Source organism: Ramlibacter sp., from assembly GCF_013697775.1.
Lineage (GTDB): Bacteria > Pseudomonadota > Gammaproteobacteria > Burkholderiales > Burkholderiaceae_C > Ramlibacter.
The window spans coordinates 38,548-50,989 of sequence record NZ_JACCWG010000360.1; the positions used below are offsets into that span (position 1 = coordinate 38,548).

The 12,442-nt window shown below is 68.4% G+C and carries 13 protein-coding genes and 1 tRNA gene; 12 read left to right on the forward strand and 2 right to left on the reverse strand.

Annotation, left to right across the window (positions count from 1 at the left end; all coding sequences use genetic code 11):
• Positions 1–27: 27 nt before the first annotated feature.
• Entirely contained in the window at positions 28–426 is a 399-nt protein-coding gene (locus H0U68_RS18255; protein WP_296358178.1) for a DUF1294 domain-containing protein, read from the forward strand.
• A 51-nt stretch (positions 427–477) separates the two neighbouring features.
• Here the strand turns inward: H0U68_RS18255 and H0U68_RS18260 are convergent, their stop codons facing one another.
• A complete protein-coding gene (locus H0U68_RS18260) occupies positions 478–858 on the reverse strand; it encodes an Hsp20/alpha crystallin family protein (RefSeq protein WP_296358180.1) in 381 nt (126 codons plus the stop codon).
• 136 nt (positions 859–994) lie between these two features.
• Between H0U68_RS18260 and H0U68_RS18265 the strand changes: the two genes are divergently transcribed.
• Positions 995–2,263: a branched-chain amino acid ABC transporter substrate-binding protein gene (locus tag H0U68_RS18265; protein WP_296358182.1), complete on the forward strand. Its 1,269-nt coding sequence runs from the start codon at positions 995–997 to the stop codon at positions 2,261–2,263.
• A gap of 9 nt (positions 2,264–2,272) precedes the next feature.
• Here H0U68_RS18265 and H0U68_RS18270 read toward each other — a convergent pair whose 3' ends face one another.
• Positions 2,273–3,709, reverse strand: a complete 1,437-nt coding sequence (locus H0U68_RS18270) for a PLP-dependent aminotransferase family protein (RefSeq protein ID WP_296358184.1) — start codon at positions 3,707–3,709, stop codon at positions 2,273–2,275.
• 102 nt (positions 3,710–3,811) lie between these two features.
• Here H0U68_RS18270 and H0U68_RS18275 point away from each other — a divergent pair, with 102 nt between their 5' ends.
• The 10 genes from H0U68_RS18275 to H0U68_RS18320 all read left to right on the forward strand — a co-directional run.
• Positions 3,812–4,948 carry a pyridoxal phosphate-dependent aminotransferase gene (locus H0U68_RS18275; protein WP_296358186.1) on the forward strand — a complete coding sequence of 379 codons (1,137 nt, stop codon included), beginning with the start codon at positions 3,812–3,814 and terminating at the stop codon, positions 4,946–4,948.
• Positions 4,949–4,978: 30 nt separating this feature from the next.
• Entirely contained in the window at positions 4,979–6,136 is a 1,158-nt protein-coding gene (locus tag H0U68_RS18280; protein WP_296358188.1) for a pyridoxal phosphate-dependent aminotransferase, read from the forward strand.
• A 102-nt stretch (positions 6,137–6,238) separates the two neighbouring features.
• Positions 6,239–6,502, forward strand: a complete 264-nt coding sequence (gene rpsO, locus H0U68_RS18285) for a 30S ribosomal protein S15 (protein WP_296358190.1) — start codon at positions 6,239–6,241, stop codon at positions 6,500–6,502.
• Positions 6,503–6,689: 187 nt separating this feature from the next.
• Positions 6,690–9,056 (forward strand): polyribonucleotide nucleotidyltransferase, encoded by a 2,367-nt coding sequence (gene pnp / locus H0U68_RS18290; protein ID WP_296358192.1) that lies wholly within the window; start codon positions 6,690–6,692, stop codon positions 9,054–9,056.
• 13 nt (positions 9,057–9,069) lie between these two features.
• A complete protein-coding gene (locus tag H0U68_RS18295) occupies positions 9,070–10,056 on the forward strand; it encodes an NAD(P)H-quinone oxidoreductase (protein WP_296358194.1) in 987 nt (328 codons plus the stop codon).
• A gap of 13 nt (positions 10,057–10,069) precedes the next feature.
• Complete coding sequence (gene tpiA, locus H0U68_RS18300) at positions 10,070–10,831, forward strand: triose-phosphate isomerase (protein WP_296358196.1); 762 nt, start codon at positions 10,070–10,072, stop codon at positions 10,829–10,831.
• A 34-nt stretch (positions 10,832–10,865) separates the two neighbouring features.
• Positions 10,866–11,297 (forward strand): preprotein translocase subunit SecG, encoded by a 432-nt coding sequence (secG, locus tag H0U68_RS18305; protein ID WP_296358198.1) that lies wholly within the window; start codon positions 10,866–10,868, stop codon positions 11,295–11,297.
• A 129-nt stretch (positions 11,298–11,426) separates the two neighbouring features.
• Positions 11,427–11,511: transfer RNA gene (locus tag H0U68_RS18310), tRNA-Leu, on the forward strand.
• A gap of 62 nt (positions 11,512–11,573) precedes the next feature.
• The gene (locus H0U68_RS18315; RefSeq protein WP_296358200.1) at positions 11,574–11,945 is read left to right on the forward strand and encodes an NADH-quinone oxidoreductase subunit A; all 372 of its coding nucleotides are present in this window, start codon (positions 11,574–11,576) and stop codon (positions 11,943–11,945) included.
• Between the two features lie 30 nt (positions 11,946–11,975).
• Positions 11,976–12,442, forward strand: a 467-nt coding sequence (locus H0U68_RS18320; RefSeq protein WP_296358202.1) for an NADH-quinone oxidoreductase subunit B, incomplete at its 3' end; no start/stop codon positions are given.

Here is a 12,442-nt window from a genome sequence, read left to right on the forward strand (position 1 = left end):
GGAGGAGAGATGCGGCGAGAAGACAGGGTGATCCGGCCACGCCGCGAAGAGGCGCAGGCCTCGTCCTCCAAAGCCCGTCCCTTCGCGCGCGTCTTGCCGCTGGTGATCGGCTACTACGGGCTGATGGCGTGGGCAGTTCGGGCCGGGCTGCTGCCCGGGTGGGTGCTGCCGGCATCGCTGGCGCTGAACCTGCTGACATTCCTCGCCTATGCGGTGGACAAGAGCGCCGCCGTGCGCGGGCGCTGGCGCACCAAGGAAGACACGCTTCATGCCTTGAGCCTTGCCGGCGGCTGGGCCGGCGCAGGGCTCGCGCAGCAGTTGCTGCGCCACAAGTCCAGCAAGCAGTCGTTCCGCACCGCCTACTGGCTCACGCTTGCGGCGCATTGCGCGGTCTTGGGCGCGCTGCTCTGGGTGCGCCGCGGCTGAGGCCCAAAGAAAACGCCCTCCGGAGAGGGCGTTTTCGATCGGAAATCCTGCTTACTTGACTTCGATCTGCCGCGCGCTGGACACGGGCTTCTTCTTGCCCAGCACCAGCGTCAGCACGCCGTGTTCCAGCTTGGCGCTGGTGGCTTCGGCGTCGATGTCTTCCGGCAGCTCGTAGGCGGCCTTGAAGGCGCGCTTGGCGTCGGCCTTGGTGGCGATGCGGACCACGGTGCCTTCGACGTCGATGGCCAGGTCTTCACGCGGCACGCCGGGCAGGTCCAGCGTGACGGTCCAGGACTGCTCGTCCTGCTCGAACTTCAGGCCGCTCCAGGACGCAGGCGTGAAGGTGTCGTTGATGAAACGCTCGAACGAGCGGTCGGTGCCGCGGGTGGCGGGAACGTAGGCGCGGGTGCGCACGGCGGGGGCGAAATACATGTGGATCTCCTTGGCGTCAAAAGCGATGCGGCTGGCACGAATGCGTACCACCCACCTCGTAAACTTCGCAGCTCTCGGCGAGCGCCGCATGGACCACAGGTGCGCGCATCGCCGTGTTTTTCAAGGAAAAAATCAGATGAAAAATTCCCGGCGCCGGCTCTTGAAAGCGGCCGCGGCAACGCTATCTGCTCCCGCCCTCGCGTGGGCGCAGGCACCCGCGGCGCCGGTGAAACTGGCAATGGTCGAAGGCCTGTCGGGCGGCAACGCCAACGGCGGCGAGGCGGTGTTCCGCAACCTGGTGTGGGCCGTGGAGCGCGTCAACCAGCGCGGCGGCGTGAAAACGCGCCAGGGCGCACGGCCGCTGCAGCTGGATCGCTACGACAGCAAGGGCCAGGTGGAGGAGGCGCTGTCGGCGCTGCGCTCGGCCATTGACGACGGCGCGCGCGTCATCCTGCAGGGCAATTCGTCCTCGGTCGCGGCGGCGCTGATCGACGCGATCGACAAGCACAACGAACGCGAGCCACAGCGCCGCGTGGTGTTCCTCAACTACTCCGCGGTGGATCCGATCCTCACCAACGAGAAATGCAGCTTCTGGCATTTCCGCTTCGACGCGCATGCCGACATGCGCATGGCGGCGCTGATGGCGGTGATGCGCGAGGACAAGGCGCTGAAGTCCGCCTACCTGTTCGGCCAGGACTACAGCTTCGGCCAGGCGGTGCTGCGCGAGGCCAGGCGCCAGCTCACCGCGCAGCGGCCCGACGTGCGCATCGTGGGCGAGGAGCTGCATCCGCTGCTGCGCATCAAGGACTTCGCGCCCTATGCCGCCAAGATCAAGGCGAGCGGCGCGCAGGCGGTGGTCACCGGCAACTTCAGCAACGACCTCACGCTGCTGGTGAAGGCCGCGCGCGAAATCGGCTACGACGGCAAGTTCTACACCTTCTACGGCAACGCGCTGGGCGCGCCGGCCGCCATCGGCGAAGGCGGCGTGGGCCGCGTGATCGCGGTGGCCGACTGGCTGCCCAACGTGCCCACGCGCGAGAGCGAAGCCTTCTACCAGGCCTTCCGCCAGCGCTTTCCGAATCCGGCCGACGACTACGTGCACATGCGCATGCACCTGATGGTCGAGGCGCTGGCGCAGGCGATCGACAAGGCCGGCAGCACCGACGCGGTGGCGCTCGCGAATGCCCTGGAAGGCGCGCGCGTCGGCCTGGGCGGCCAGGGCGGTGCGATGCGCGCCGCCGACCACCAGTTCCAGCAGCCGCTGGTAGTGGGCGTGATGGACAAGCAGGGCGCGCCCGGGGTGAAATTCGACGTGGAAGGCTCGGGCTACGGTTTCAGGGTCATCAAGGCGCTGTCCCCCGCGCAGGCGGAGATGTCCACCAGCTGCAGGATGGTGCGGCCGTAGCGCGCTGCTTCAGCTCCTGGCGCAGGACAGCGCACCCAGCGTGCGCAGGCCCTGCTCGATGCGCGTGTCCCAGCCCTGGCCGCAGCTCAGGCGCATGCAGTGCGCATAGCGGCGGCCGGCGGCGAACACGTCGCCCGGCGCGAAGCAGATGCCCTGCGCCAGCGCCGCGTCGAGCAGCTCGCGCGTCTTGATCCGCCGGGGCAGCTCCACCCACAGCACGAAGCCGCCTTCGGGCTGCGAGATGCGCGTGCCCTCCGGGAAAACTTCGGCGACCACGTCGCTCATGCGCGCCAGGCCATCGGCGAACGCGCGGCGCATGCGGCGCAGGTGGTTGTCGTAGCCGCCCGAGGACAGGAAGTCGGCGAAGGCCGATTGCGGCAGCGACGCGCCGCACAAGGTCATGGCGAACTTGCGGTCCAGCACCGTGCGCATGTGGCGCCCGGGCACCAGCCAGCCCAGCCGCCAGCCGGGTGCCACCGTTTTCGAGAACGAACTGCAATACAGCGTGTTGCCGGCGCGGTCCAGTGCGGCGAAGGGCCGCGGGCGCACCGGGCCGAAGTGCAGGTCGCCGTAGATGTCGTCCTCGATCAACGGGATCCGGTGCCGCGCAAGCAGGGCCAGGATGCTGCGCTTCTTCGCTTCGTCCATGGCGAAGCCCAGCGGATTGTTGAAGCTCGAGGCCAGCAGGCAGGCGTGCACCGGCTGCGCGTTCAAGGCCTCTTCCATCGCGGGAAGGTCGATGCCGGTGGCGGCGTCGGTGGGCAGCTCCAGCGCCTTCAGCTGAAGTGCCTCCAGCGCATGCAGCAGGCCGAAGTAGGTGGGCGACTCCACCGCCACGGTGTCGCCCGGCTTGCACACGGCGGCCAGCGCCAGCGCCACGGCTTCAGTGCAGCCCGAGGTGATGACGATGTCTTCCGGCGCCAGCGCCTGGCCCCAGCGCATGGCGCGGCGGGCGATCTCCTGGCGCAGGCGGGCGTCGCCGCGCGGTTCGGTGTAGGTGTTGTGCTCCGGCCCGTGCATGCGGATGGCGCGCGCCAGGAAACGATCGAGGTGGGCGGTGGCCAGCAGCTCGGCGCTGGGCACCGCGCAGCCCAGGGGCACCAGGCTCGGGTCGGCCGCATGGGCCAGCAGCTGCACCACGAAGCCCGAGACGGCGACGTCGATGGCGCGCGGGGCGTGGCGCGACATCGCCGGCCGCTGCGGCCGCGTGCCGGCTGCGGCGGCCACGTAATAGCCCGAACGCGGGCGGGCCTGCAGCACGCCGCGGTCTTCCAGCAAGCGGTAGGCCTGCAGCGCGGTGGACAGGCTCACGCGCTGCTGGCGGCTCACTTCGCGCAGCGAGGGCGCCCGCGCGCCGGCGGCCAGGGTGCCGCGCTCGGCCAGTCCGGCGACGTAGGCGGCGACTTCCTGGTAGCGGTGGCTGTCCTGCGCGGTGTCTTCTTTCATCGCGCCAGCATAACTGTGCTGGGAACAATTACGGAAATCTGTGGCTGTTCCGGTCCGATTGTTCTGGATACGCTGGCCACTCTTTCCGAACAAGAGGACCGCATGCCCCGCTCTCCCCGTTTTCCCGACAACGACATCATTTCCCTGATCGGCACCGCGCCGCGCCATGAACTCGGCGAAAGCGTGGGGCCGGACCTGCGCCTGGGCGAACTGTTCGACGAGGGCGATCTCGGCGCGCTGGCGCAGCTGCCGCTGGCCTACGGCACGGCGCCGGGCGACGCGCGGCTGCGCGCCGCCATCGCCGCGCGGCACGGCGTCGAGGCGGACGAGGTGCTCACCACCGTCGGCGGCATCCATGCGCTGTTCCTGCTGGCCTTCGTGCTGTGCGAGCCGGGCGACGAGGCGGTGGTCCCCGCGCCGCTGTTTCCGCCCGCGCGCGACGCACTGGCGGCGTGCGGCGCCAAGGTGCACACGCCAGCGCTGCGCTTCGACGAGGGCTACCGCCTCGACCTGCAGGCGTTTGAGCAGGTGCTGAACGCGCGCACCCGCATCGTGTCGCTGGCCACGCCGCAAAACCCGGCGGGTGTGGCGTTCCCGCCGGAGGCACTGCGCGCACTGCTGGCGGTGATGGCGCGCAAGTGCCCAGACGCCTGGCTGGTCGTGGACGAGACCTACCGGGAAGCCGTGTACGGCAGCGATATGCCCGCGCCCACGGCACTCAGCCTGGGCGGCCGCGTGATCGTGGTGGCGTCGCTCTCCAAATGCCACGGCGCGCCGGGCCTGCGCCTGGGCTGGCTCATCACGCGCGACGCGCAGCTGCGCCAGCAGCTCACGCAGGCCAAGTTCAACACCGTGATCTCCTGCTCGCCGGTGGACGAGGCATTGGCGCTGCGGGTGCTGCAGCGCCACGACACCATCATCGGCGCGCGGCGCGAGGGCCTGGCGGCCGGCAAACGCACCACGGCGCAGTGGGTGCAGGACAACGCCGCCTTCGTCGAGTGGGTGCCGCCCGATGCCGGCGCGCTGTGCTGCGTGCGCTTGCGCCACAAGGCCTTCGACGACGCGGCCGTGCAGCGCTTCTATGCCGCCATGGCCGAGGAGGACGCGCGGGTGGGCCCCGGCAACTGGTTCGGCGAAGAGGCGCGCGTATTTCGGCTAGGCTTCGGGTTCCTTCCGGCACCGCAGTTGCAGGCCGCGCTGGCAGCCGCCACCCGCGCCCTGCGCCGCGCCGCCGGATAAGCCGATCCACCGCCGCCGAAAGCCGTGTCCATGCGCCAAGCCATCGCCAACCTCGAAGAATCCAAGATCCGTGAAGTCGCCAACGCGGGCATGGGGCGCGCAGACGTGCTGGCCTTCTGGTTCGGCGAGAGCGACGAGGTCACGCCCGACTTCATCCGCGAGGCGGGCATCGAATCCATCCGTCGGGGCGAGACCTTCTATTCGCACAACCTGGGCCTGCCCGAGCTGCGCGAGGCGATCGCCGCCTACGCCACGGCGCTGCACGGCAACATCGGCAGCGAGCGCATCGCCGTCACGTCCAGCGGCGTCAGCGCGCTGATGCTGGCCATGCAGGCGCTGCTCGACGCCGGCGACGAGGTGGTGGCGATCACGCCCGTGTGGCCCAACCTCACCGCGCAGCCGCTGATCCTGGGCGCCAAGCTCAAGCGCGTGTCGCTGCGGCCGCAGGGCGGCGCCTGGCAGCTGGACATGGCCGAGTTGCTGGCGGCCGTGACGCCGACCACCAAACTGCTGATCCTGAACGCGCCCAACAACCCGACCGGCTGGACGCTCACGCGCGAAGAGCAGCAGACGATCCTGGACCATTGCCGCAACACCGGCACCTGGATCCTGGCCGACGAGGTGTACGAGCGGCTGTACTTCGAGGACACGCCGAACCGCTGCGCGCCCAGTTTCCTGGACGTCGCGTCGCCCGACGACCGGCTGGTGGTGGTGCACAGTTTTTCCAAGAGCTTTCTCATGACCGGCTGGCGGCTGGGCTGGATGGTGATGCCGGCCAGCCTCACGCGGCAGGTGGGCAAGCTGATCGAATTCAACACCTCCTGCGCCAGCGTGTTCACCCAGCGCGCCGGCCTGGTGGCGGTGCAGCGCACCGAAGAAGTCACGCCGCGCGTGGTGGCACACCTCAAGGCTTGCCGCGACATGCTGGTGCCGCTGCTGCAGGCGGTGCCGGGCGTACAGGTGGCGCCGGCCAGGGGCGGCATGTACGCATTCTTCAAGCTCGACGGTTTCGACGACTCGCTCGACGTCGCCAAGCGCCTGGTGCTGGAAGCCGGGCTCGGCTTGGCGCCCGGCAATGCCTTCGCACCCGAAGCCCAGGGCTGGCTGCGCTGGTGCTTCGCCAGCAAGGACCTGGGGCGGCTGCGCCAGGGCGTGGAGCGGCTGCAGGGCTGGCTGGCGAGCCGATGAGCCGCCGCTGACCGGCCCCGGGCTATAATCCCGAGGCTTTGCTCCACGCAGAGCGCACGCTGGTGCGACTTCCCGCGCTAGCGCAAGTACCCAAGGAATCACATGACCAACCTGAACAAGGCCGAGATCGTGCAAGCGCACGCTCGCGCTCCCAATGACACCGGCAGCCCGGAAGTGCAAGTCGCACTGCTGACCGCCCGTATCAACGAACTCACCCCGCACTTCAAGACGCACGCCAAGGACCACCACGGCCGCCGCGGCCTGCTGCGCATGGTGAACAGCCGCAAGCGCCTGCTGTCCTACCTGAAGAACACGAACGCCGAGCGCTACACGGCCCTGATCGGCAAGCTGGGCCTGCGCAAGTAAGCGCGATTGAAAACACGAAGCGCCTGGGTTAGTTCAAGCTAGCTCAGGCGTTTTGCACTTCGACGGACGGGAAACGAATACGCGCTGTGTCATTCCACGAGAAGCCTGAAAGCGCAGGCTGCTGCTGGAATGGCATCGTGTTCCGCCCCTCGTCCTCCATCCCTCCAAGACAAGAGAGAGCGACAACATGAGCATCTTCAACAAAGTCACCAAGACCTTTACCTGGGGTTCAAACCAGGTCACGCTGGAAACCGGCGAAATCGCCCGCCAGGCCGGCGGCGCCGTGCTGGTGGACATCGACGGCACCGTGGTGCTGGCCACCGTGGTCGGCTCCAAGACCGCCAAGCCGGGCCAGGACTTCTTCCCGCTGACCGTCGACTACATCGAGAAGACCTACGCCGCGGGCAAGATCCCCGGCAGCTTCTTCAAGCGTGAAGCCAAGCCCAGCGAGCACGAGACGCTGACCAGCCGCCTGATCGACCGCCCGATCCGCCCGCTGTTCCCGGACGGCTTCTACAACGAAGTGCACGTGGTCATCCACACCGTGTCGCTCAACCCGGAAGTTGACGCCGACATCGCCGCCATGATCGGCGTGTCCGCCGCGCTGTCGATCTCCGGCATCCCGTTCAATGGCCCGATCGGCGCCGCCCGCGTGGGCTACGTCAACGGTGAATACGTTCTCAACCCCGGCCCCACCGTGCGCAAGACGTCTGCCCTGGACCTGATCGTCGCGGGCACCGAGTCGGCCGTGCTGATGGTCGAGTCCGAGGCGCAGCAGCTGTCCGAGGAAGTGATGCTGGGCGCCGTGGTGTTCGGCCACGAGCAGGGCAAGGCGGCCATCAACGCCATCCACGAGCTGGTGCGCGAAGCCGGCAAGCCGGTGTGGGACTGGCAGCCGCCGGCCAAGGACGAGGCTTTCATCGCCACCGTCACCAGCCTGGCCGAAGAGAAGATCCGCGCCGCCTACGGCATCCGCAGCAAGCAGGCCCGCACCCAGGCCCTGCGCGACGCCACCGCCTCGCTGCACGCCGCGCTGAAGGAGCAGGGCACGGCGTTCGACCCGATCAAGGTCGACGGCCTGCTGTTCGACATCGAGGCGCGCGTCGTGCGCAGCCAGATCCTCTCCGGCGAGCCGCGCATCGACGGCCGCGACACGCGCACCGTGCGCCCGATCGAAATCCGCACCGGCGTGCTGCCGCGCACCCACGGCTCGGCGCTGTTCACCCGCGGCGAGACGCAGGCGCTGGTGATCAGCACCCTGGGCACCGAGCAGGACGCGCAGCGCATCGACGCGCTGGCCGGCGAATACCACGACCGCTTCCTGTTCCACTACAACATGCCTCCCTTCGCCACTGGCGAAACCGGCCGCATGGGTTCCACCAAGCGCCGCGAAGTGGGCCACGGCCGCCTGGCCAAGCGCGCGCTGATCCCGCTGCTGCCGTCCAAGGAAGAGTTCCCGTACGTGATGCGCGTGGTCTCCGAGATCACCGAATCCAACGGCTCTTCCTCCATGGCTTCGGTGTGCGGCGGCTGCCTGGCGCTGATGGACGCCGGCGTGCCGATGAAGGCGCACGTGGCCGGCATCGCCATGGGCCTGATCAAGGAAGCCAACCGCTTCGCCGTGCTGACCGACATCCTGGGCGATGAAGATCACCTGGGCGACATGGACTTCAAGGTGGCTGGCACCACCAACGGCATCACCGCGCTGCAGATGGACATCAAGATCCAGGGCATCACCAAGGAAATCATGCAGGTCGCCCTGGCCCAGGCCAAGGAAGCGCGCATGCACATCCTGGGCAAGATGCAGGAAGCGCTGGGCACGGCCAAGGCCGAGGTCAGCAACTTCGCGCCGCGCCTGTTCACGATGAAGATCAACCCCGACAAGATCCGCGACGTGATCGGCAAGGGCGGCTCGGTGATCCGCGCGCTGACCGAAGAGACCGGCACGCAGATCGACATCGGCGAAGACGGTACCATCACCATCGCCTCCACCGACCCGGCGAAGGCCGAAGAGGCGAAGAAGCGCATCGAGCAGATCACCGCGGAAGTGGAGATCGGCAAGATCTACGAAGGCCCGATCACCAAGATCCTGGACTTCGGCGCGCTGGTCAACCTGCTGCCCGGCAAGGACGGCCTGCTGCATATCAGCCAGATCGCGCACGAGCGCGTGGAGAAGGTCACCGACTACCTGTCGGAAGGCCAGATCGTGCGCGTGAAGGTGCTGGAGACCGACGAGAAGGGCCGCGTCAAGCTGTCCATGAAGGCGCTGTCCGACCGTCCCGAAGGCATGCCCGAGCGCGAGCCGCGTGAACCGCGTGGCGACCGTCCCCCGCGCGGCGAAGGCCGTGGCGACTACCGCGGTGGCGAGCGCCGTGACGACCGCCGCGGCGAAAGCCGTGGCGAGCGCCAGGAACGCCCGGCGCCGCAGCAGCCCGCCGAGGGCTCCTCGCTGACCGAAGCGCAGCCGCAGAACAGCAACGGCGGCGGCAACTTCGGTGGTCATGGCGGCGGAAACGCTGGCGGCAACGGCGGCACGGAGCCGGGCCAGCAGTAACGCGGGCCGCGCCTTGAAAGCCATCGAGATCAGCCAGTACGGCGGGCCGGAGGTGCTGCGCGCGGCCGAACGGCCCGCGCCCACCGCCGGCGCGGGCGAGGTGCTCATTCGCGTGCGCGCCAGCGGCGTGAACCGCCCCGACGTGCTGCAGCGAACCGGCAATTACCCGGTGCCGCCCGGCGCGTCCGACATTCCCGGCCTGGAAGTCGCCGGCGAAATCATCGACGGCGATGCCCAGGCCATGGCCGCGGCCGGCCTGGAAATGGGCGACCGCGTGTGCGCGCTGGTGGCCGGTGGCGGCTACGCCGAGCTGTGCGTCGCGCCGCTGGGCCAATGCCTGCCGGTGCTGCGCGGCATGAGCGACACCGAAGCGGCTTCGCTGCCCGAGACGTTCTTCACCGTCTGGAGCAACGTGTTCGACCGCGGCCACCTGCAGGCCGGGGAAACCCTGCTGATCCAGGGCGGCACCAGCGGCATCGGCGTCACCGCGATCCAGATGGCCAAGGCCATGGGCGCGAACGTCATTGCCACGGCGGGCAGCGACGACAAGTGCAAGGCCTGCATCGCCATCGGCGCGGACCATGCCGTCAACTACAAGACGCAGGACTTTGCCGAGGAAGCGAAGAAGCTCACCGGCGGCAAGGGCGTCGACGTGATCCTGGACATGGTGGCCGGCGACTACATCGCACGCGAAGTGGAATGCCTGGCCGAGGACGGCCGCCTGGTCGTCATCGCGGTGCAGGGCGGAACCCAGGCGCAAGTGAATGCGGGGCTGGTGCTGCGCCGCCGGCTGACCATCACGGGCTCCACGTTGCGGGCGCGCCCGGTCGCGTTCAAAACGGCGATCGCCGCGGCGCTGAAGGCGAAGGTCTGGCCGCTGCTGGAAGCCGGCAAGATCAAGCCCATCATCCACAGCACCTTCGCCGCGGCGGATGCCGCCCGGGCGCATGCGCTGATGGAATCGAACCAGCACATTGGAAAGATCGTCCTGACCTGGTGAAGGCGCAGCTGAGATGACCAAACACAAACTCATCGCCGGCAACTGGAAGATGAATGGCGCGCTGCAGGCCAACGAGGCCCTGGTGCGCGACATCGCTGCCGGCTTGAACAATGCGGCCTGCACGGTCGCCGTGTGCGTGCCCGCGCCGTACCTGGCGCAGGTGCGGGCGCTGGCCCAGGGCTCGGCGCTGGCGCTCGGCGCGCAGGACGTGTCGCGGCATGCGCAGGGCGCCTACACCGGCGAGGTGTCGGCCGCCATGCTGTGCGAGTTCGGCGTGCGCTTTTGCCTTGCCGGCCACTCTGAGCGTCGCCAGTACCACGGCGAGACCGATGCGCTCGTCGCGGAAAAAGCCAAGACCGCGCTGGCGGTGGGCATCACGCCCATCGTCTGCGTGGGCGAGACGCTGGCCGAACGCGAAGCCGGCCAGACGGAAGAGGTCGTCAAGCGGCAGCTGGCCGCGGTGATCCACGTCAACGGCCACTGCATCAGCGAAATCGTGGTCGCGTACGAGCCGGTGTGGGCCATCGGCACCGGCCGCACCGCCAGCCCGGAACAGGCGCAGCAGGTGCATGCGCTGCTGCGCCGCCAGCTGGCCGCGGCCACGCCGCACCCGGAGCGCGTGCCTCTTCTCTACGGCGGCAGCATGAACGCGGCCAATGCCGCTTCGCTGCTGGCCCAGGCCGACATCGACGGCGGGCTGATTGGCGGCGCGTCGCTCAAGGCCGCGGATTTCCTGCAGATCGTCGCCGCCGCTGGCGCGGCGGTTGCGGGCTGAGTTGAACAAAAGATAAAGAACCAGGAGTGATTGAATGAACGTTCTGTTGACCATCGTGCTGGCGGTGCAGATGCTGACCGCGCTGGGCATGATCGGCCTGATCCTGCTGCAGCACGGCAAGGGCGCGGACATGGGCGCGGCCTTCGGCGGCGGCGCATCCGGCAGCCTGTTCGGCGCCACCGGCAGCGCCAACTTCCTGTCGCGCACCACCGCTGTGCTGGCGGGCGTGTTTTTCGCCTGCACGCTACTGCTGGCCTACTTCGGCAACCTGCGTCCGACAGAGTCGGGCGGCAGCGTGCTGGAGCGCGCCGGTGCGCCGGCCGCGGCACCTGCCGCGTCGGGTGCGGCTGCGCAGATCCCGGCCACGCCGGCACCGGTACCGGCCAACCAGGCGTCGGCCACCTTGCCGAGGCCCGCGGCACCGGCTGCGCCGGCCTCCGGCGCAGGCCAGATTCCGGCCCGGTAAATTCGCTTCGCGGGGTTTGCTGCGCTGCAGTAAGCCCTCCGATTCGGAGTACACTTAGCGGTTGTCCGGATAGCCGCGCTCAGCTCTGTGGAGCGCACGCCTCATGCCCGTCCGGGCGCAAAGCAAAACGCCGTCGTGGTGAAATTGGTAGACACGCTATCTTGAGGGGGTAGTGGCGAAAGCTGTGCGAGTTCGAGTCTCGCCGACGGCACCACATAAAAAAAGAGGTCGCAGGGCTGCGCCTTGCGGCTTGAAGCGCCGGACGAGAGCCCCTAGATGAACCTCGAACAGTACCTCCCCGTCTTTTTGTTCATCCTGGTCGGCATCGGTGTCGGTGTCGCGCCCCAGGCCCTCGGCTGGGGCATCGCGAAATTCATCGGCGTGCACAAGCCCGATGCCGCGAAGAACTCCCCCTACGAGTGCGGCTTCGAGGCCTTCGAGGACGCGCGCATGAAGTTCGACGTGCGCTACTACCTGGTGGCCATCCTCTTCATCCTGTTCGACCTGGAAATCGCGTTCCTCTTCCCCTGGGCCGTCGCCCTGAAGGAAATCGGCGCGGTCGGCTTCTGGGCGATGATGATTTTCCTGGCCATCCTGGTGGTCGGCTTCGTCTACGAGTGGAAGAAAGGCGCGCTGGACTGGGAGTGATCCCGCACGCGTCCCTCAAGGATTTTCACTATGGCCAATGAAGGCATTCTCGACAAAGGTGTCGTGACCACGACCGTGGACTCGGTCATCAACTGGGCCAAGACCGGCTCGCTGTGGCCGATGACGTTCGGCCTGGCCTGCTGCGCCGTGGAGATGATGCACGCGGGCGCCGCGCGCTATGACATCGACCGCTTCGGCATGCTGTTCCGTCCCAGCCCGCGCCAGTCCGACCTGATGATCGTGGCCGGCACGCTGTGCAACAAGATGGCGCCGGCGCTGCGCAAGGTATACGACCAGATGGCCGAGCCTCGCTGGGTTATCTCCATGGGTTCGTGCGCCAACGGCGGCGGCTATTACCACTACAGCTATTCGGTCGTCCGCGGTTGCGATCGCATCGTGCCGGTCGACGTCTATGTGCCCGGCTGCCCGCCAACGGCGGAGGCGCTGCTCTACGGCGTGCTTCAGCTGCAGGCGAAGATCCGCCGCGAGAACACCAT

Excerpts from the sequence above, each read along its gene's own strand:
- H0U68_RS18280 (WP_296358188.1), top strand. The coding sequence starts at position 4,979 with ATGCGCCAAGCCATCGCCAACCTCGAAGAATCCAAGATCCGTGAAGTC.
- H0U68_RS18260 (WP_296358180.1), bottom strand. The coding sequence starts at position 858 with ATGTATTTCGCCCCCGCCGTGCGCACCCGCGCCTACGTTCCCGCCACC.
- secG (WP_296358198.1), top strand. The coding sequence starts at position 10,866 with ATGAACGTTCTGTTGACCATCGTGCTGGCGGTGCAGATGCTGACCGCG.
- H0U68_RS18270 (WP_296358184.1), bottom strand. The coding sequence starts at position 3,709 with ATGAAAGAAGACACCGCGCAGGACAGCCACCGCTACCAGGAAGTCGCC.
- pnp (WP_296358192.1), top strand. The coding sequence starts at position 6,690 with ATGAGCATCTTCAACAAAGTCACCAAGACCTTTACCTGGGGTTCAAAC.
- H0U68_RS18265 (WP_296358182.1), top strand. The coding sequence starts at position 995 with ATGAAAAATTCCCGGCGCCGGCTCTTGAAAGCGGCCGCGGCAACGCTA.
- H0U68_RS18315 (WP_296358200.1), top strand. The coding sequence starts at position 11,574 with ATGAACCTCGAACAGTACCTCCCCGTCTTTTTGTTCATCCTGGTCGGC.
- H0U68_RS18275 (WP_296358186.1), top strand. The coding sequence starts at position 3,812 with ATGCCCCGCTCTCCCCGTTTTCCCGACAACGACATCATTTCCCTGATC.
- rpsO (WP_296358190.1), top strand. The coding sequence starts at position 6,239 with ATGACCAACCTGAACAAGGCCGAGATCGTGCAAGCGCACGCTCGCGCT.
- tpiA (WP_296358196.1), top strand. The coding sequence starts at position 10,070 with ATGACCAAACACAAACTCATCGCCGGCAACTGGAAGATGAATGGCGCG.